Source organism: Roseateles sp. GW821-FHT09G03 (assembly GCF_059416045.1).
The window spans coordinates 1,361,994-1,379,895 of record NZ_JBWKOK010000001.1; the positions used below are offsets into that span (position 1 = coordinate 1,361,994).

Consider the following 17,902-nt stretch of genomic DNA (forward strand, 5'->3'; position numbering starts at 1 on the left):
CGGCGCGACGGGCGCTGTGCGGTGCGTTTCCCTCTGGGCTAGCGCATCCCGACACGCTGTCATCGAATATCGATACGCCGAAAGGTTTCTCTGGATTTCCAGGCGTCTGAATAGAGTGAAACGTGAGCCGCAATGCATTTTGCAGTAATCGCACATATTCACGTCTTACTAACGCCAGAGAATAATGCAACCCAATTTGAAAGCAGTTTCCCTCGCCGTCGCCACCTTGCTGGCGGGCACGGCCGGCGCGGCCTCGGCCCAGTCCAATGCGGACGCCGGAGGAAGCACGCAGAACTCGCCCGAAGCCGCCGCCAGCACGAGCACGGCGCTGTCCACGGTGACAGTGCAGGGCTCGCGCACGCGGGAGCGCTCGCTGGGCGCTGGCGCGCTCGGTGCCAGGTCTGAACTGGAGACGCCCTTCTCCGTCCGCCAGGTCGATGCGGAGGACCTCGATGCGCGCCAGGTGAAGTCGCTGGGCAAGGTCTTCGCCAACGATGCGTCGGTGATGTCGCTGGGTGACACCTACTCGTTCAACGCGTATTCGATCAACGTGCGCGGCATTCCGCTGGACGACTACAACGGCTACAAGATCAACGGCCTGCCGTTCTTCATGACCACGGTCGAGCTGCCGATCGAGACCTTCGAATCGGTGCAGCTGCTCAAGGGCTCCTCCGGCTTCATGTACGGCTTCGGCGCGCCGGGCGGCATCATCAACTTCATCACGAAGAAGCCGACGGACAAGCCGCTGCTGAGCTTCGACGTGGGCTACCGCTCGGACGGCGTGTTCAGCGAGCACGTCGACGCGGGCGGCCGTGTCGGCGCCGATGATCGCTACGGCTATCGCTTGAACCTCACGCACGAGCAGGGCGAGACCTACAACGGCGCACATGTGCAGCGCAATTCGGGCTCGGTGTCGGTGGACACGCGACTCACCTCGTCGCTGACGTGGACGGCGGACGCGATCTACCAATCGCGACGGGTCCAGGGCGGCGTGCAGGACTTCTTCCTGGACGACTTCACCGGCACGCAGATCCCGAAGGCGCCGAGCGGCCGCAAGGACCTGAATGCGCACGACACGACCTTCTTCAACTCCAACGTGTTCTTCGTGTCCACGGGCCTGCAGTGGAAGATCGATCCGACGTGGACCGCGAAGCTCGACGTCAGCCGCAGCCAGGACCGCCGCCGCTATTCGGGCCAGTGGATGGGCCTGCTCAACGAGGCCGGCGACTACACGGTCTACCTGAACAAGGCGCAAGGCGCAGCGACCTACGAGCAGGCGCAGGCGCTGCTCGAAGGCAGCTTCACGACGGTCGGCCTCCAGCACCAGGTCACGGCGGGTCTGGCGTGGCAGGGCTTGAACAAGCAGACGGTGCCGAAGTCGCTGTACACGCCGATCGGCGACGAGAACCTCTACCAGCCGATCACGCCGCTGCCGTGGAACGGCAGCTACGACGACTCGCTGCAGTATCACAACTACCACTCGGCGCAGAAGGCGGTCTTCGCCAGCGACACGGTGGCGTTTTCGGACCGGTGGTCGGTGCTGCTCGGGTTGCGCTACTCGGACTACGACCAGACCTCGTACAACACCGCGGGCGCGGTGACCAACCAGTACAAGAAGACGCCGGTCACGCCGACGGTGGCGGTGATGTTCCGTCCGCGCGCGGACACGCTGGTGTATGCGAGCTACGTCGAGGCGCTGGAGCAAGGCAGCACGGTCGGCACGACCTACGCGAATGCCGACGAGGTGCTGGCGCCGCTGAAGAGCAAACAGTACGAGGTGGGCGCCAAGCACGACGGCCGCGGCTGGGGCGCGACCGCCGCGCTGTTCGAGATCGACCGCGGCGCGGAGTACGCGAACGCGCAGAACTACTACGTCTCCAACGGTCAGGTGCGGCTGCGCGGGGCGGAGCTCAACGGCTACGTCAACGTGGACACGGGCACGCGCGTGACCGCGAGCGCCGCGTACACGACGGGCACCTATCGCCGCACCGATCCGAGTCTGGAAGGCAACCGCCTGGAAGGCATCCCGAAGTGGCAGGCGTCAGTCGGCGTCACTCAGAAGGTGCCAGGTGTTGACGGCTTGAGCGCGAACGCCGAGGTGCACTACTTCGACGGCCTCACCGCGGACGCCAACAACAAGTACCGGCTGCCGAGCTACTCGCTGGTGAACCTGGGCGTGAGCTACCAGACCAGCGTCGCCCACCACCCGGTGACGCTGCGCGCGGGCGTGGACAACGTGTTCAACCGCAACTACTGGGGGTTCCTGGCGTCGGGCTACACGTTTGTCGGAGCGCCGAGGACGCTGGGGGTGAACGCGAAGATCGAGCTTTGAGGACAGTTCTTGCGTGAGGCTGCTGGCCCTCACCCCAACCCTCTCCCGCAAGCGGGAGAGGGAGTCCGACCGAGGGCCTCCACCTTCTCCCGCAAGCACGAGAGCCATCAGGTCAGCTCGGTGCACTCTCACTCCCTCTCCCGCTTGCGGGAGAGGGCGGGGGTGAGGGCCGGCGGACTCGGCAGTCAGCTGGATCCTCCACCCAGGCGAAGGTCAAATCCCGCCACGACGAACTGCGTCAGTCCTTCGGTGGACTCGACGCCCCACGGTCGTTCGGTGTCGATCCGCATCAGCGCCCGTCCGCTGTCGTCAGTCCACTCGGCAACGATTTCGCAGTCGAGGGTGCCCGCGGTCGGATACGTGCTTGTCGGCAGAAGGTTCTCCGTCGTGACGACGGGCACCTTCTCGATGAAAACATGCGCCTTCCCGAATGCGTCGATCAGCACGCACTCGACGAAGCCCGGCTGGTGATCGTCGACGAACCGGGAGATCTGGATGGGGAACGGAACAGGCGCCATGTGGGCTCGCAGTATCCACCCGCACGACGCGCCGAGGCGCCGCAGTCACGCCCCGTCGCCATCCACCTCTGCCTGCTGCAGATCAGCACGATGCTGATCGGTTGAAGCCGGTCTGCGTCTGCGCCGCGGCTGAGCGCGCACTGTTGACGTGACGGTTCGCGCGGCTTCGAACGGATACCACACGACAAGGTTCGTGACCGGCGCCACCGGTGGCGCCAATGGTCTATGAGAGCAGTCGACTGGCGCGCCATGGACAAGACCGTTCCCACAGGGATCCACTCGCCACGCGGGCGGATCTTCGTGGTGCTCGTCGCAGAGCTCGGCATCGTCTTCATCGCCTCGCACGACGGCCGAACCCTTGGCGCACAACGACGCCTTCCTGGCCGCATGCTGCCGTTCGATCATCGCTTCGATGTCCGGCCGGCGAGACATCGTCGCGAGCAGGTCCGGCTCCGGCTTGGGGGGCGCCTTGGCTGGCTCCGTCGGCGACATCAGCTTCTTGTGGTGATCCCGCATCACGGTCGGGAAGTCAGCCGCGGCTGCAGTCGCGCTCGCCAGCGCGTTGCTGCTGGTCCTAACGGCGGTGGACGGAACGTAGGGCGTCGATGGAAGTGCTCGGATGCCGGTCATGGGGAATCCTCGTGGCTTGACCGCATTATCTACCAACTAGTAGATTGCACGCATTGCCAAGTAGCCTTACTGAGTCCGGGTGCTACGCTGATCTCCGACCAACCTCAGCAACCATCGATCCGGACGTCATGAAGCTCATTGGAATCCTCGGCGGCATGTCAGCGGCCTCGACGCAGATCTACTACCGCCAGTTGTGCGAGATCACGCGCCGGCGTCTCGGCGGCCTGCATTCCCCGGAGCTGCTCATCCGGTCCCTCGATTTCGCGAGGATCGAGCGGCTGCAAGCCGCAGGCCGCTGGGAAGAAGCCGGCGACATCCTGAACGCGGAGGCCAAGGCCTTGGAACGCGGCGGCGTCGACTTCATCGTCCTGGCCACGAACACGATGCACAAGCTGGCCGACCAGCTGATGGGCGGCATCGGCATTCCCCTGCTGCACATCGCGGACGCCACGGCCGATCGGATCAGGGCCTCAGGGCTCAAGACACCCGGACTGATCGCGACGGCGTTCACGATGGAACAGACGTTCTACGTGGATCGCCTGAAGGCGACCGGGCTCCAGCCCCTGATTCCCGGCATTGACGATCGCGCGGACGTGCATCGCATCATCTACGATGAGCTCTGCAAGGACATCGCGACGAGCGACAGCCGCGCCAGGTTCGAAGACGTCGCGCGCACGCTGGTTGATCAGGGCGCCGATTGCATGATCCTCGGCTGCACCGAGGTCGGCATGCTGCTCAACGCCGGCAACGTGTCCGTGCCGGTCTTCGATACGACACTCGTCCATTGCGAGTCGGCGATCGAGCTGGCGCTGGCGCCCTAGCCGAGGTCGCGGGACAGCGGAGTCGTCGGCGAAGGGGGCAGTTCAGCGTGCCGGGCGCAGGGCGGCATCCCACATCCCCATCGCTTCGACCACGGCCTTCTCGATGGAAGCGACCCGGACGCGATCGCGGGCGAGCACCGACAGCCCCTGGAAGAAGCAGTCGAACGCGACCGCCAGCGACGTCGGATCCGTGGCCTCGCGCAGTTCCCCGCTCTTGATGCCCCGCTCCACACAGGATCGGAATCCGGCACGGGTGCGACTGCGCACGTCGCGCAGCCATTGGCCGATGGCCTCGTTGCCCGACGAACTGGCGCCCATGACGCCCAACGCGACCATGCAGCCCTTGGGGTGCCCGCTCTCCGTCTGCATCCTGGCCGACCGCTGCAGCGCGAGGAACACGCCCTCCCGCGGCGGGATAGCCGTGTCGTGGAGGCTGCGGGTCAGGTTGCCGTAGAGCACCATGTATCGATCCAGGGCCTCCTTGTACAGCGCCTCCTTGGACTCGAAGGCGGCATAGAAGCTGGGCGCGGAGATCCCCGCCCCCATCGCCGCCTTCAACTGCGACAAGGACGTCGAGTCGAAGCCGTGTTCCCAGAACAGGTGCATCGCCGAGGTGAGTGCCGCATCGCGGTCGAAGGTGCGTGGTCGGCCCCGCTGAGCCATGAAGATCTCCGACAGTCCAAAGATACATACTAATCGATACAAAAACATCGGACAAGGCGCGACCCTTCATGCGCCCGCGTCCCGGGCCGCCCTCCTCCGGCTTCGCCCGATCGACCACGCACCACGCACCACGCACCACGCCCGAGGTCGTTGACACGGCCTTCAGCACTCCCGTATATTTGTACCACTCGATATGTAAATCAGAGTAGCGCGAGGTGTTCAGACGACCTCGTTTTTTTTCCCTTATTTATGTACCACTCGGTATTCAAATCGGAACACGCCATGTCCAAAGCACTTGAAGCCCGCCTTGATGCCATCGAGAGCCGTTTCGCCATCGATGCACTGATTGCCAACTACGCCGAGGCGTTCGACACCATGAACGAGGAGCTGCTGGCGACCCTGTGGCATCCCGAGTCGCGACTGCTCCTTGGCGCGAACGGCAACGCCCACGGGCTCGAAGCCATCCTGGCGCAAGCCAGCGTCAACATGAAGCGCATGCCCCACATGCATCACTGGATGGCGAATGCGCTGATCTCGGTGGACGGCGACAGCGGCCACGGCCTGGTCGCGGCGGACTGCCTCTTCTACGACGTCGACCAGGGTCCGCTGCAGGTGAGCGGCCAGTACCGGGACGTCTATCAACGACGCGACGGACGCTGGGCCTTCCTGGAACGCACCTTCACCATGCACTACGCCGTGCCGCTCCAGAACTGGGTCCCCATCATGGGAACAGAACGTTTCGGCCGCCCGGCCTGACGCGAACCTCGGCCACTGAACCCATGCAAACGACGACCTCCGCCACGCGCCGGTGGTCGGCGTTCGCGGTGTTGCTGGTGGGGGCGTTCTTGCCTCCGCTGGACTTCTTCATCGTGAACGTCGCCCTGCCTTCCATCCAGAGCACGCTCCACACGAGCGCTGCAGAGCTGCAACTCGTGATCTCCGGATATGCCGCCGCCTATGCGGTCTTCCTCATCACCGGAGGACGGCTGGGCGATCTCTTCGGCCGGCGCAGGATCTTCCTGATCGGCATCAGCGGCTTCGGGCTGACGTCGGTGATGTGCGGCCTCGCCACCTCGCCCGCGATGCTCATCGTCGGGCGAGTGCTGCAAGGCCTGAGCGCCGCGGCGATGGCGCCGCAGGGATTGGCCTCCATCCACGCCCTGTTCCCGGAGGAGGAACGCGCGCGTGCGCTGGGCCTCTACGGCGCGGCCGTCGGTCTGGCGGCAGTTGCCGCGCAGGCGCTCGGCGGCGCATTGATCTCCACGGACCTGTTCCACCTCGAGTGGCGGATCATCTTCCTGATCAACCTGCCGGTGGTGGTCGCGGTGCTGATCTTCGGGTTGCCGTTGCTGCCCGACGTCCGAGGCGACAGCCCGGCGCCCATCGATCGGATCGGCGTACTGCTCTGTGCCGCGACGCTCGGCCTGCTGATCGTTCCCCTGGTTGAAGGGCGCGAGCGGGGCTGGCCCTGGTGGGCCTGCGCGATGCTGATCGCATGCCCGCTCGCCGGGTACTGCTTCTGGCAATACGAGAAGGCCTTCGCACGCCGAGGCGGCGTCCCGCTCGTCAGCGTCGACCTCGTGCGCATGCCCGGCTTGATGAGCGGCCTGACGGGCGTGCTCTTCTTCTACGTCGTCTCTGCCTTCTTCCTGGTGTTCTCCGTCTACTTGCAATCGGCGATCGGCTTGAGCCCCCTGGCGACGGGGCTGGTGTTCCTGCCGTTCGGCGTCGGCGCGCTCATCGGACCGCTGACGACGCCGCTGGCCATCCGGCTCTTCGGCCAGCGCGTTCCGGCCATCGGCATGATGCTCGAGGTCGCCGGCTGCGTGCTCCTGGCCGCCCTTGTGGCTGCTTCGCCGGGACAGATGCCGCCTCAGGTTCCGCTGATCGTCGCGGTCGGACTTCTGGGCTTCGGTCAGGGGTGGGCGCTGCCCACGCTGGTCCGCGCCATCATCAATCGCGCCCCGGCGACCGGTTCCGGAATGATCGCCGGCATCACGAACTCGGCTTTGCAGATCAGCGCGGCGCTCGGCGTGGCGGTCATCGGCGGCGTGTTCTTCAGCGTCGCGGGGACCGCGCCCGACGCAAGCGCCATGGCCCACGCGCTGATGGTGGCCATGCTCTGCATCGGGGCCAGTCTGACCGTGTCGGCGGTGCTCTCGATCGTCGCTTCAAGATCGAGCATCAGAGTCGCCGCGAGGCCCGCTCCGACCTGAAGGGGCAACGCGCGCTGGCCCGTCCTGTCGACGCCGGTCAGACCAGCGTGACGGTCGGCCTCACGTCCAGCCGCTGCTTCAGCAGCCCGACCTGCAGATAGAAATCCGCGCTGCGCTGCTGGTCCGCGAGGACCTGGTCGTCGAGCGCGATCCAGCGCGTGGCGCGGCGCTCGAACTGCAGGCGCGCGGCCTCGACGGGGATGCCGATGATGCGCGCCAAGGTCGCGGAGAACTCCGGCACGTGCTGGTAGGACCAGGCCTGCGCGCGCTTCACGCGCTGCGCCAAGTCCGCCAGCGCGTCGCGCTTGGTGGCGAGCGCCTTGTCGGTCGCGGCCAGGAAGCTCAATCCCGACCACTGCCCTCGCCCGCTGACCAGCACGCGCGCGTGGCCCGCCGTCTCCGCCAGCGCGGTGTACGGCTCCCACGTCGCCCACGCGTCGAGCGATCCCTGCGTCAATGCGAGCTTCGCCTCGGCCGGCGGCAGAAAGCGGACCTGCGCGTCGTCCGGCTTCAGCCCCGCGGACGCGAGCGCCTTCAGCGCGATGAAGTGCCCGATGGAGCCGCGGTTCGTGCCGATGGACTTGCCCTTGAGGTCGGCCGCCGTCTTGAACGGCGAGTCCGGCCGCACCAGCACCGCCGTGCCGTAGGCATCGGAGCGGTTCACGGCAAAGGCCTTGATGCGCGTGCCCGCGGCGATCGCGAACAGCAGCGGCGCATCGCCGATGGGACCGAAGTCGACCGCCTCCGCATTGAGTGCCTCGGCCAGCGGCGCGGCGGCGGGGAACTCGCTCCACTGGATGTCGTAAGGCAGCTGGCGCAGCTCGTCCGCCGCTTCCAGCAGCGCGCGCAAGTTGCCCTTCTGGTCGCCGGCCTTCACCACCACGCGGCCCTGCGCGCGCACCGAGCGCACGTAGGGCACGGCCGCCAGCGCCGCGAGCGCGGCGCCTTGCGTCAACGCGCGGCGGCGCGAAGCGCCCTGGGCATCGAGGGATGCCTTGAAATCACCGGAGTCGCCGGAGTCGTCGGAATCACGGGAATGGGCACTCATGCAGTCCTCGAAGCGGAGAAGGTGAAAGCGAAGGCGTGGCGAATCCGGTTCACGCGGCCTGGCGCTGCGCCAGCCGCTGCTCGACCAACGCTCGTGTGCGCGGAATCAGCTCGCGGCCGTAGTCGATCGCGTCCTCGAGCGGATCGAAACCGCGGATCAGGAAGGTCGTGACGCCCAGGTCGTAGTAGTCGAGCAGCGCCTCGGCCACCTGCGCCGGCGTGCCGACCAGCGCGGTGCTGTTGTGGCGCGCGCCGGTCTCGCGCGCGATCTCGGTCCACAGCCGCTTGTCGACGCGGCTGCCCTTCTCTGCCGCCGCGAGCAGGCGTCGCGCGCCCTCGCTCTGCTGCGGACCGCCGCGGCTGTAGCCCGCGGCGACGCGCAGGCGGCGGGTGTCCTCCAGGATGCGTTCTGCGCGAGCCCAGGCGGCCTCTTCGGTGTCCGCGAGGATCGGCCGGAAGGACACGGAGAACCCGATTCTCCGTCCATGGCGCGCCGCCTCCGCGCGCACGCGCCGCGTCAGGTCGGCGGTCTGCTCCAACGACTCGCCCCAAAGCGCGTAGACGTCCGCATGCTTGCCCGCCACCGGCAGCGCCGCGTCGGACGCGCCGCCGAAGAACACCGGGATGTGCGGCTGCTGGCGCGGCTTGACCTCGCTGAAGCCGCCGTCGAAGCGGTAGTGCGTGCCCTCGTGGTCGAAAGGCTGATCACTCGTCCACAGCTGCCGCAGCAGGCCGACGTATTCGTCGGTCCGCTCGTAGCGCTGGTCGTGGTCGAGGTAGTCGCCATCGCGGCGCTGCTCGGCGTCCGAGCCGCCGGAGATCACATGCACCGCGAGCCGGCCACCGGTGAATTGGTCCAAGGTCGCCAACTCCCGCGCCGCCAGCGTCGGCGCGACGAAGCCCGGCCGGTGCGCGAGCAGGAAGCCGATGCGCGAGGTGTGCGCCGCGGCGTGGGCGATCGTCAGCTGCGCGCTGGGGCCGGTCGAGTGGTGCGGCACCAGGATGCGGTCGAAGCCCGCCGCCTCGTGCGCCTGGGCAAAGGCGGTCACGTAGTCCGGATCGACCACCGGGCCGCTGGCCGGGTGGATCTCGGAGGTCTTCTGCGACTGGATCATGCCGATGAATTGGATGCTCATGCTGGTGGCCCTGCGTTGGTCTGACAGGACCGAAACGTAGAGACCCACGCCGCCGCCCGCAAAGAACGAATCCGACTTTCCATGCTCGGATTGCAGGATTCACGGCCGCCCGCGCCGAGTCCACACTGGACCCGCCTGATGAGGGGATTCGACATGCCACAGCTCGAGGTCGAGGCGCGCGACGCGGCGTCCGCGCCATCCGCCGTGCCGGCACCGCTGGCGCATTTCATCGACCATGCCGAGGATCTGCTCGACCAGGGGCTGCGCGAGTCCGAGCTGCTGAAGGCGTTGCGTCCGCTGCTCGCGGAGCTCATTGCGCGCGACGACTGGCTGCCATCGAGCCATGCGCGGCCAGGCGCCGATCGCTATCGCCAGTACCCGCTGCACGTCGACCCGCAGGGACGCTTTTCCATCGTGTCCTTCGTCTGGGGGCCGGGCCAGGCCACGCCCATCCACGATCACACCGTCTGGGGCCTGATCGGCATGCTGCGCGGCGCGGAGGACTCGCAAGGCTACCGCTTCACCGGCCCGCACGAACTGGTGCCGGACGGCCCGCCGGTGCGGCTGTCGCCGGGTCAGGTCGAGGCGGTCTCGCCGCGACTCGGGGACATCCACCGCGTCCACAACGCGGCCGAGGGTCAGGTCTCGATCAGCATCCACGTCTACGGCGCCGACATCGGCCGCATCGAGCGGTCGACCTACGACGCCGATGGCACGCCGCATCGCTTCGTGTCGGGGTACTCGGCGCTGGCCTGACTGCCGAGGCCGCTGGCCCTCACCCCCACCCCTCTCCCGCAAACGGGAGAGGGAGTCCGACCGGGGCCATTCACCGTCGCATTCGTGCGACTGGACGTGGTCTTGTGCGAATACGCGATGAACTCAAATGAGAATCTTCTCAATTGAGAATTATTATCAACAACTCGCGGTCCGCTCGACCATGTCCACCCTCCTCACCTAGATCTCCGCGGCGCAGGCCGACGTGATGCCCCCTTCGCCGAGGGCCACGGCAGGAGACGTCCTGCCATGTCCACCTCGCTCCGGTCCTCGCGCGGCTTGTCCCGCCCCGCTCTGCCCTTGCTCGCTGCCGCCCTGTCCGGCGCCGGTCTGCTGATCTCGACGCCCGCCCTGGCGCAGGATGCGCCAGCCAAGCCTGCCGCCGCCGCACCTGCAGCGTCCGCAGCCTCCGGCGCGACTGCCGACGTCGCGCTGCCCGCCGTCACCGTCAACGCCAACCGCCTCGGCGAGATCACCGAGAAGTCCGGCTCCTACGCCTCCGGCACGATCGCCACCGCGACGCGCCTGGTGCTCTCGCCCAAGGAGACACCGCAGTCCATCAGCGTGATCACGCGCCAGAAGATGGACGACTTCAACCTGACCTCCATCGACGACGTGATGGCCCAGACCCCGGGCATCAGCATCGTCACCTACGACAGCGAACGCACCGAGTACTACTCGCGCGGCTTCGCGGTCCAGAACTTCCAGTACGACGGCGTGCCGATGACGCGCGACTCGTCCTACTCCGCCGGCAACACGCTCAGCGACACCTCGATCTACGACCGCGTCGAAGTCCTCAAAGGAGCGACCGGCCTGCTGACCGGCAGCGGCTCGCCCGGCGCCACCATCAACCTGATCCGCAAGAAACCCACGCGCGACTTCCGCGGCCACGCCTCGGCCAGCATCGGCAGCTGGGGCACCTGGCGCGGCGAGGTCGACGCCGGCGGCGCGCTCAACGAGAGCGGCAGCCTGCGCGCGCGCGGCGTCGCCGCCTACACCGACCGGCAGACGCAGGTCGACCACTACGAGCGCAAGACCACCGTGCTCTACGGCATCGTCGAGGCGGACCTGACCCCCGACACGCTGTTCACCGTCGGCTTCGACTACCTCGACAGCAAGCCCAAGGGGTCGAGCTGGGGCGGCATCCCGCTGCTGAATTCGCTCGGCGAGTTCAACGACCGGCCGCGCGCCTTCAACAACGGCGCGACCTGGAGCCGCTGGGAGCAATACACCCGCACCGGCTTCGCGACGCTGGAGCACAACTTCGACAGCGGCTGGGTCGCCAAGCTGCAGCTGAACCACCAGATCAACGGCTACGACGCCAACCTGGGTGCGGGCGCGTCGGGCTTCCCCGATCCGGCGACCGGCGCCGGCGTGTCGATGTGGATCGGCCAGTACATCGGCAAGACGACCAGCGACGCCGCCGACGTCTACGTCAGCGGACCTTTCTCCTTGGCCGGCCGCAAGCACGAACTGGTGGTGGGCGGCAGCCTGGCCCGCCGGCAATGGAAGAACGACGGCTACTACGTCGCCGACGGCTACGACATCAACGTGCCCAACTACTACCAGTGGAACGGCCAGGTGCCCGCGCCGGCGTGGCACGGCACGCCGGACTTCACCAACGACGAGACGACGCGCGAGCGCGGCCTCTACGCCGCCGCGCGCTGGAACCTGCCCGCCGACCTGAAGCTGATCACCGGCGGCCGCTGGTCCGCGTATCGCAACAAGGCGCAGGGCTTGGACGAGTCCGGCGTGTTCGTGCCCTACGTCGGCGCGGTCTGGGACCTGACCCGGGAATACGCCCTCTACGCGAGCTACACCGACATCTTCACGCCGCAGTCCGCGCAGGACGAAGCGGGCCGCACGCTCGACCCGCTGCGCGGCAAGAACTACGAGGCCGGCGCCAAGGCCTCGTGGCTGAACGGCCGCCTGAACGCCTCGGCCGCCTACTTCCAGCTGCAGCAGGACAACTTCGCGATCGAGACCGGCGGCAAGACGCCCACCGGCGGCATCGCCTACCGCGCGGCCGACGGCATCAAGACCAAGGGCGTGGAGTTCGAGATCTCCGGCCAGATCACGCCGAGCTGGCAACTGCAGGCGGGCTACACGCACAGCGTGTCCAAGCAGGAAGGCACTCGCGTCACGACGCTCACGCCGGCCAACCAGTTCAGCCTGTACACCACGCACAAGCTGGACGGGGCCTTGAACGGTCTGCGCGTGGGCGGCGGCGCGCGCTGGCAGGACAAGACCTGGGGCGACATCGCCACGCCCAGCGGCGGCACGACGAAGCACACCGTCGATGGCTACTGGATCTTCGACGCGATGGCGAGCTACGAGTTCAACAAGAACCTGTCCGCCTCGATCAACGTGACCAACCTCTTCGACAAGAAGTACTACACGATCTTCAGCTGGTACTCGACCTACAGCTGGGGCGCGCCGCGTGCGGTGTCGGTCAACGCGACCTACCGGTTCTGAGCCTCAGTCCGCGCGGTCCAGCACCGCGCGGACCGCCGCAGCCAGTTCATCCAGCGTGAACGGCTTGCCCAGCAGGTCCACGCCGGGATCGAGCACGCCGTTGTGCACCACCGCGTTGCGCGAGTAGCCGGTCGTGAACAGCACCTTCAAGCCGGGCCGGCGCCGGCGCGCCTCGTCGGCGAGCTTGCGGCCGTTCATGCCCGGCATCACGACGTCGGCGAAGACCAGCGCGATCTCGGGATGCGCGTCGAGCAGCTTCAGGCCCGCCTCGCCGCCGTCGGCCTCGAGCACGCGATAGCCCAGCTCCGTCAGCGCGTCCACGGACGAGGCGCGCACGGCGGGCTCGTCCTCGACCACCAGCACCGTCTCCTGCCCCTGCGTCGCGGACGCCAGCGGGACGCGCTGCGATTCGATCTCTTCCTCCTGATCGTTCAGCAGGCGCGGCAGATAGATCTTCACCGTCGTGCCCTGGCCGGGCTCGGAGTAGATCTTCACGTGGCCGCCCGACTGCTTGACGAAGCCGTAGACCTGGCTCAGGCCCAGGCCCGTGCCGCGGCCGACCTCCTTCGTCGTGAAGAAGGGATCGAAGGCGCGGGCCAGCACGTCCGGCGTCATCCCGTTGCCGGTGTCGGTCACCGCGACCATCACGTACTGGCCGGGCAGCACGCCCATCTGCTCGGCGGCGTAGCGCTCGTCGAGGTGGGCGTTCGCGGTCTCGATGGTCAGACGCCCGCCGTCGGGCATCGCGTCGCGCGCGTTGACCGCGAGGTTGAGGATCGCGCTCTCCAGCTGGTTGGGGTCGGCGTGCGTGCGCCACAGGCCGCCGGCCTGCACCGCCTCCAGCGCGATGGCGCCGCCGATCGAGTGGCGCAGCAGGTCGGACATGCCCGCCACCAGCCGGTTGGCGTTGAGCGCCTCGGGCCGCAGCGGCTGCTGGCGCGAGAACGCGAGCAGCCGTTGCGTCAGCTGCGCCGCCCGCTGCGTGCCGTTGCGCGCGGCGTCGACGTAGCGCATGGCCAGCGGGTCGTCCTTCAGGAACTTGCGCGCCAGCAGGTCGAGCGAACTCACCACCACCGCCAGCATGTTGTTGAAGTCGTGCGCGATGCCGCCGGTCAGTTGCCCGACGGCCTCCATCTTCTGGGCCTGCCGCAGCGCCTCCTCGGTGCGCAGGCGCTGGGCGACCTCTTCCTCCACGCGGCGCTCGAGCGTGTCGTTGAGCTCGCGCAAGGCCTGGTCGGCGCGATGGCGCCGCGTGACGTCCTGGAACAGCACGGCCACCTGGCGGCGCTCGACCGGATCGATGCGGAAGGCGGAGAGCTCCAGGTAGCGCCCGGTCCGTTCGAGTTCGCGCTCGAAGCGCACCGGCACGCCGGTCAGCAGGACATGGCGGTAGATCTCGACCCAGGCGCCGGCCTCGTCCGGCACCATCTCGCGCACCTTCTGGCCGACGACGTCCGGGATGCCCGCGTTGGCCGCATAGGCCGGGTTGGCGAGCACGTGCACGTAGTCGCTCAGCGGACCGTGCGGGCCGTCGATGAACTCGATGACGCAGTAGCCCTCGTCCATGCGCTCGAACAGCGTCTGGAACTGGGCCAGATCGTCGGGCTGGCGCTGCGCCGGCGCGTCGGGGATTCGCTCGGAGGTCGCCTCGGAAGTTGCCTTGGAAGTTGCCTCGGAGGTCGCCCCCACGGCGGGGCGATCGGAAGGCTGGCGCAGGTCGTCGGTCATGGCGGGCGATGCAGCTGGGCCCTTCCGGAGCGAAGGGGTCGGCGAAGTATCGCAGCCGGGTCCGCCGCCGACGGCGCTCAGGCCCCCCGCAATGCGTGGCGCGAGTCCATCCGGGCGCGCAGCGACTCGGCCTCGCGCTTCCTGCCGAGCACCTCGGCCGCGCGGATCGCGAGCAGATGGGCGCGCCGCGTCGGACGTTCGCGCAGGTTGGCCTGTGCCAAGGTCCAGGCACGCCGCGGATCGCGGCCGGCGCCGAGGTAGAACTCGGCGGCGTGATCGGCGAACGCCTGCGGATGACGGGCGAGCAGCGCCTCGTAGCGGTGCTTCGCGCGGGCGATCTCCTCGCGGCCGAGCGATGTCCTGCCCTGGCGGAGGTGGATCTCGCCGAGCAGCGCGAGGGCTTCAGGCTCGTCGGCGTTCTGGACGACGCGCGTCAGCCGCGCCTGCGCCGAGGCCTCGTCGCCACGGGCCAGATCCAGCTCCGCCAGATGGATGCCGGCCGCCGCGTAGTCGGGCAGCAGGCGCAGCGCCTCTTCGTAGAAGACCGCGCCGCGCGCGGCGTCGCCGCCCTGCTCCGACCACATCTGGCCTCGCGCGAAGGCAATGGCCGCAGCGGGAAAGGGCCAGGTCGTGTCCAGCGCCGTCAACGCCTGGGCGTAGTGGCGATCGGCCTCTTCGAGTCGGCCGTCGGCGGCCTCGGCGCGGGCCAGCGCGCTGAGGTTGGCGAAGTCCGGTCGGCGCATCGCCTCGGCCCTCAGCACAGGCAAGACCTGACCCGCGCGCCCGGTGGCGACCAGCAAGGGCGCGCGCTGGATCGGCGTGGCGCGGACGGCGTCAAGGGCTGCCTCGGCCTGCTGGAAACGATGCAGGGTCACCAGCGCACGAGCCTGCTGCAGACCGCCCGCCATGTTGCGAACGGCCCCGCTGGCAACGCCTGCCGCGACCTCGGCCGCGCGGTCGAGCACGCGGTAGTCGGCCAGGAACTGCAGGCGCATCAGCGACAGCTCCAACGCCGACGGATCGGCCCCTTGCTGCCCGATCAGATGATCGAGGTTGGCCAGCGCAATTGCGCCCTGCGTCGTGGATGCGGTTGGCGTCGTTGCCGTTGCCGTTGCCGTTGTCGTTGCCACTGTCGTTGCCGTTGCCGTTGCCGTTGCTGACGGTGGCGGTGGCGGCGTCAATGCCGACGACGACGTCTCAGCCGATGCCGCGCGTGCGACAGGATTCACCGGCGCGGCGAGGAACGGGAACGCCACGGTCGAGGGCGTGCGATCGTCGTGGGTGACGCCGTCGTCGGCGATGTCCGGCGTGCCTCGGATCAGCATCGAACGGAACACCGCATTGACGTTGACCAGCGGCGTCCGGCCGCCGCAGTCCGGCGGGATCGCCGCCCCGGCGGCGCGTCGTTCCACCGCCAGGTAGACCTCGCAACGCGTCTGCCGGCTGTCCACCCAGAGCCGGTCGTCGGCCAGCCATTCGGCCAGACGTCGATAGCGATTCGGGAACGTGTCCTTCGCCTCCGCCAGCCACTGGTTGCCGGCCACGCCGTCGAAGCCGTCGTACAGCGCGAGGTTGCGGCCGATCTCGGCGGCGAAGTCCTGCCAGTTGGCGGGACCCGCGCGGTTGTAGGCCTCCTTCAACGCGTTCGCCGCCTCGTCCGTGCCGATCGTGGCCAGCAGCGCGTTGCCGGTCAGCGCGCGGCCCATGCGGTCGATGGGCGCGCCGGGCGGCGGCGGACCGGCGTCCGGCGCGGTCTGCCTGCGCTCCGTGCGCCCCCAGACCGCCAGCATCGGTCCACCCGCATTCACGAGCCCGAGATCCACCGACACGACCAGCGCCGAGGTCGTCCACCCGGCGAGGAAGTTCCGCGCCGGGCCACCCTCGGTCTGGCCCCACAGTTCGCCGATGCGCTTCAGGGTCTTCTCGTCGAAGTGGTGGAAGCCGCTGGCGTCCTTCGGCGCCTGACCCGCGCGGACGGCGTCCGCGGCGGTGTTGAGCGCGGCGCGCGTGCCGCGGACGTTGTTGAAGTAGGGATCGTCCCGCTGGCCGGCGAAGACGCGCAGGCGACCTTCCCGGCTGGACAAGCCCGTCGGCGAGCCAGCGTCGCCCTGCACGCCGTCCTCGCGCCCGGCCCAGCAGTGGACGATGCCGGCGGCATCGAACTGGCAGAGCAGCCGCGTGCCGACGGTCGTGGCGCCGAAGCGTTGGCCGCTGTCGACGTGGAAGACGTACTGCACCTGGTCGGAGAAGCGCTTGCCGACGATGTCCATGACGAGGTTCAGCCGCTTGCCGTCGGCGGAGGTCCAGGCGTAGAGGTCGCCGATGTCGGCAGCGGGATCGGCGATGACGGTGGGCGTGTCGAGGTGATCGGCGGCCTGCGCCGGTGCGGCGACGAAGAACATCGCGCTGCCTGACGTGGCGATGGTGGCGATGGCGGCGATGGCGGGCGTGGTGAGGTGTTTCATGCCGGTCAGCCTAGGGATCGCGCCCCGAGAAAACTTGGCAAAAACTGCGATGCCTGCTGACAGTCCCTGGAGCGGACCGTCCTTAGCATTCACCCATGCCGATGTCCCGCCCTGCCCTCGCCGATGCCGTCGCGGCCGTCGCTGCCGACCGCCGCTATCGCCCACTGCAGTCGGGATCCGGCCTGCGCCTGATGCACTGCCAGTGCCGCGCGGCCCGGGGCGAGCGACCGGTCGACGAAGAACACCAGCGTTTTTCGATCACGCTGGTGGACCGCGGCCGCTTCACCTACCGGACGCGCACCGGCGGCGCCGTGCTCGGCCCCGGCTGGCTGATGCTGGGCAACGCCGGCGACGGTTATGCGTGCTCGCACGAGGACAGCGACGGCACCGGCGACGACTGCACGGTGCTGTCGATGTCGGCGGAGATGCTCGACGGGACGCTGGCGGCGCTCGGCGGCGGCACGCGGAGCGCGACGCGTCTGGCCGACGCCGCCGGGCGCTTCACGCATGCCTGCCTGCCGCCGCTGCCGCGCGTGGCCGGGCTCTTCCGTGGGTTGGACGACGGCGGCGAGGAAGGCTTCGCGCTCGAAGAGGCGATGCTGGCCATCGTGGGCCAGGTGCGCCGCGCGCTGGGCGACGGCGAAGCGCCCGCACCCTTGCCCCGCCAGGACGAGCGCGCCCGCGCGGCGGCCCATTGCATCGAGACCCGCAGCGCCGAGGCGATCTCGCTCGACGAGGTCGCGCAGGTCGCGGGGCTCAGCCCCTTCCACCTGCTGCGCGTGTTCCGCCAATCCATCGGCGTGACGCCGCACCAGTACCTGATGCGTCAGCGCCTGATGCACGCGCTGCGGCTGCTGCGCGATACCCGCCAGCCCGTGACCGACGTGGCCTACGACAGCGGCTGGGCGGACTTGTCGAACTTCAACCGCGCGTTCCGGCGGGAGTTCGGCTGCTCGCCGCGGGCGCTTCGACTTGAAGCAAAACTACATCGATCGCCCGAAATCGTGACCTCAGCGCGCTGATTCCAGCCCCTCCCCTGTCCCTTGAACCATCGACACGTAATCCAACTTCGGGATTTCACGGTCTCTTTATGTAGT

General features: G+C 68.4%; 14 protein-coding genes. 7 read left to right on the forward strand and 7 right to left on the reverse strand.

What is annotated here, in order from left to right; genetic code table 11:
• Positions 1-196: 196 nt before the first annotated feature.
• Positions 197-2,332, forward strand: coding sequence for a TonB-dependent siderophore receptor (locus AC07OZ_RS06085; RefSeq protein ID WP_495466256.1), 2,136 nt, complete (start codon positions 197-199; stop codon positions 2,330-2,332).
• A 185-nt stretch (positions 2,333-2,517) separates the two neighbouring features.
• Here AC07OZ_RS06085 and AC07OZ_RS06090 read toward each other — a convergent pair whose 3' ends face one another.
• Positions 2,518-2,850, reverse strand: coding sequence for a hypothetical protein (locus AC07OZ_RS06090; protein ID WP_495466257.1), 333 nt, complete (start codon positions 2,848-2,850; stop codon positions 2,518-2,520).
• A 45-nt stretch (positions 2,851-2,895) separates the two neighbouring features.
• Positions 2,896-3,480: a hypothetical protein gene (locus AC07OZ_RS06095; RefSeq protein ID WP_495466258.1), complete on the reverse strand. Its 585-nt coding sequence runs from the start codon at positions 3,478-3,480 to the stop codon at positions 2,896-2,898.
• A gap of 128 nt (positions 3,481-3,608) precedes the next feature.
• Between AC07OZ_RS06095 and AC07OZ_RS06100 the strand changes: the two genes are divergently transcribed.
• The gene (locus tag AC07OZ_RS06100) at positions 3,609-4,301 is read left to right on the forward strand and encodes an aspartate/glutamate racemase family protein (protein ID WP_495466259.1); all 693 of its coding nucleotides are present in this window, start codon (positions 3,609-3,611) and stop codon (positions 4,299-4,301) included.
• A 42-nt stretch (positions 4,302-4,343) separates the two neighbouring features.
• Here AC07OZ_RS06100 and AC07OZ_RS06105 read toward each other — a convergent pair whose 3' ends face one another.
• Positions 4,344-4,964 carry a TetR/AcrR family transcriptional regulator gene (locus AC07OZ_RS06105; protein ID WP_495466260.1) on the reverse strand — a complete coding sequence of 207 codons (621 nt, stop codon included), beginning with the start codon at positions 4,962-4,964 and terminating at the stop codon, positions 4,344-4,346.
• A 282-nt stretch (positions 4,965-5,246) separates the two neighbouring features.
• On the opposite strand from AC07OZ_RS06105, the gene AC07OZ_RS06110 reads away from it, so the two are divergent.
• Positions 5,247-5,720 carry a nuclear transport factor 2 family protein gene (locus tag AC07OZ_RS06110; protein WP_495466261.1) on the forward strand — a complete coding sequence of 158 codons (474 nt, stop codon included), beginning with the start codon at positions 5,247-5,249 and terminating at the stop codon, positions 5,718-5,720.
• A 23-nt stretch (positions 5,721-5,743) separates the two neighbouring features.
• A complete protein-coding gene (locus tag AC07OZ_RS06115) occupies positions 5,744-7,180 on the forward strand; it encodes an MFS transporter (protein ID WP_495466262.1) in 1,437 nt (478 codons plus the stop codon).
• Between the two features lie 37 nt (positions 7,181-7,217).
• Here AC07OZ_RS06115 and AC07OZ_RS06120 read toward each other — a convergent pair whose 3' ends face one another.
• Entirely contained in the window at positions 7,218-8,228 is a 1,011-nt protein-coding gene (locus tag AC07OZ_RS06120) for an ABC transporter substrate-binding protein (RefSeq protein ID WP_495466263.1), read from the reverse strand.
• 49 nt (positions 8,229-8,277) lie between these two features.
• A complete protein-coding gene (locus tag AC07OZ_RS06125; RefSeq protein WP_495466264.1) occupies positions 8,278-9,363 on the reverse strand; it encodes an LLM class flavin-dependent oxidoreductase in 1,086 nt (361 codons plus the stop codon).
• A gap of 153 nt (positions 9,364-9,516) precedes the next feature.
• Here AC07OZ_RS06125 and AC07OZ_RS06130 point away from each other — a divergent pair, with 153 nt between their 5' ends.
• Complete coding sequence (locus AC07OZ_RS06130) at positions 9,517-10,119, forward strand: cysteine dioxygenase family protein (RefSeq protein ID WP_495466265.1); 603 nt, start codon at positions 9,517-9,519, stop codon at positions 10,117-10,119.
• Between the two features lie 267 nt (positions 10,120-10,386).
• Positions 10,387-12,612 carry a TonB-dependent siderophore receptor gene (locus AC07OZ_RS06135; RefSeq protein WP_495466266.1) on the forward strand — a complete coding sequence of 742 codons (2,226 nt, stop codon included), beginning with the start codon at positions 10,387-10,389 and terminating at the stop codon, positions 12,610-12,612.
• 3 nt (positions 12,613-12,615) lie between these two features.
• Here AC07OZ_RS06135 and AC07OZ_RS06140 read toward each other — a convergent pair whose 3' ends face one another.
• The gene (locus AC07OZ_RS06140) at positions 12,616-14,340 is read right to left on the reverse strand and encodes an ATP-binding protein (RefSeq protein WP_495466267.1); all 1,725 of its coding nucleotides are present in this window, start codon (positions 14,338-14,340) and stop codon (positions 12,616-12,618) included.
• A gap of 77 nt (positions 14,341-14,417) precedes the next feature.
• Positions 14,418-16,805 carry a hypothetical protein gene (locus tag AC07OZ_RS06145; protein ID WP_495466268.1) on the reverse strand — a complete coding sequence of 796 codons (2,388 nt, stop codon included), beginning with the start codon at positions 16,803-16,805 and terminating at the stop codon, positions 14,418-14,420.
• Positions 16,806-16,900: 95 nt separating this feature from the next.
• On the opposite strand from AC07OZ_RS06145, the gene AC07OZ_RS06150 reads away from it, so the two are divergent.
• Positions 16,901-17,827, forward strand: a complete 927-nt coding sequence (locus AC07OZ_RS06150) for a helix-turn-helix transcriptional regulator (protein WP_495466269.1) — start codon at positions 16,901-16,903, stop codon at positions 17,825-17,827.
• The last annotated feature ends 75 nt before the right edge of the window (positions 17,828-17,902 follow it).

Bases quoted from the DNA above. Each gene is read 5' to 3' on its own strand.
- AC07OZ_RS06145 (WP_495466268.1), bottom strand. From the start codon at position 16,805: ATGAAACACCTCACCACGCCCGCCATCGCCGCCATCGCCACCATCGCC.
- AC07OZ_RS06135 (WP_495466266.1), top strand. From the start codon at position 10,387: ATGTCCACCTCGCTCCGGTCCTCGCGCGGCTTGTCCCGCCCCGCTCTG.
- AC07OZ_RS06120 (WP_495466263.1), bottom strand. From the start codon at position 8,228: ATGAGTGCCCATTCCCGTGATTCCGACGACTCCGGCGACTCCGGTGAT.
- AC07OZ_RS06130 (WP_495466265.1), top strand. From the start codon at position 9,517: ATGCCACAGCTCGAGGTCGAGGCGCGCGACGCGGCGTCCGCGCCATCC.
- AC07OZ_RS06125 (WP_495466264.1), bottom strand. From the start codon at position 9,363: ATGAGCATCCAATTCATCGGCATGATCCAGTCGCAGAAGACCTCCGAG.
- AC07OZ_RS06105 (WP_495466260.1), bottom strand. From the start codon at position 4,964: ATGGCTCAGCGGGGCCGACCACGCACCTTCGACCGCGATGCGGCACTC.
- AC07OZ_RS06090 (WP_495466257.1), bottom strand. From the start codon at position 2,850: ATGGCGCCTGTTCCGTTCCCCATCCAGATCTCCCGGTTCGTCGACGAT.
- AC07OZ_RS06140 (WP_495466267.1), bottom strand. From the start codon at position 14,340: ATGACCGACGACCTGCGCCAGCCTTCCGATCGCCCCGCCGTGGGGGCG.
- AC07OZ_RS06115 (WP_495466262.1), top strand. From the start codon at position 5,744: ATGCAAACGACGACCTCCGCCACGCGCCGGTGGTCGGCGTTCGCGGTG.
- AC07OZ_RS06150 (WP_495466269.1), top strand. From the start codon at position 16,901: ATGCCGATGTCCCGCCCTGCCCTCGCCGATGCCGTCGCGGCCGTCGCT.
- AC07OZ_RS06100 (WP_495466259.1), top strand. From the start codon at position 3,609: ATGAAGCTCATTGGAATCCTCGGCGGCATGTCAGCGGCCTCGACGCAG.
- AC07OZ_RS06095 (WP_495466258.1), bottom strand. From the start codon at position 3,480: ATGACCGGCATCCGAGCACTTCCATCGACGCCCTACGTTCCGTCCACC.
- AC07OZ_RS06110 (WP_495466261.1), top strand. From the start codon at position 5,247: ATGTCCAAAGCACTTGAAGCCCGCCTTGATGCCATCGAGAGCCGTTTC.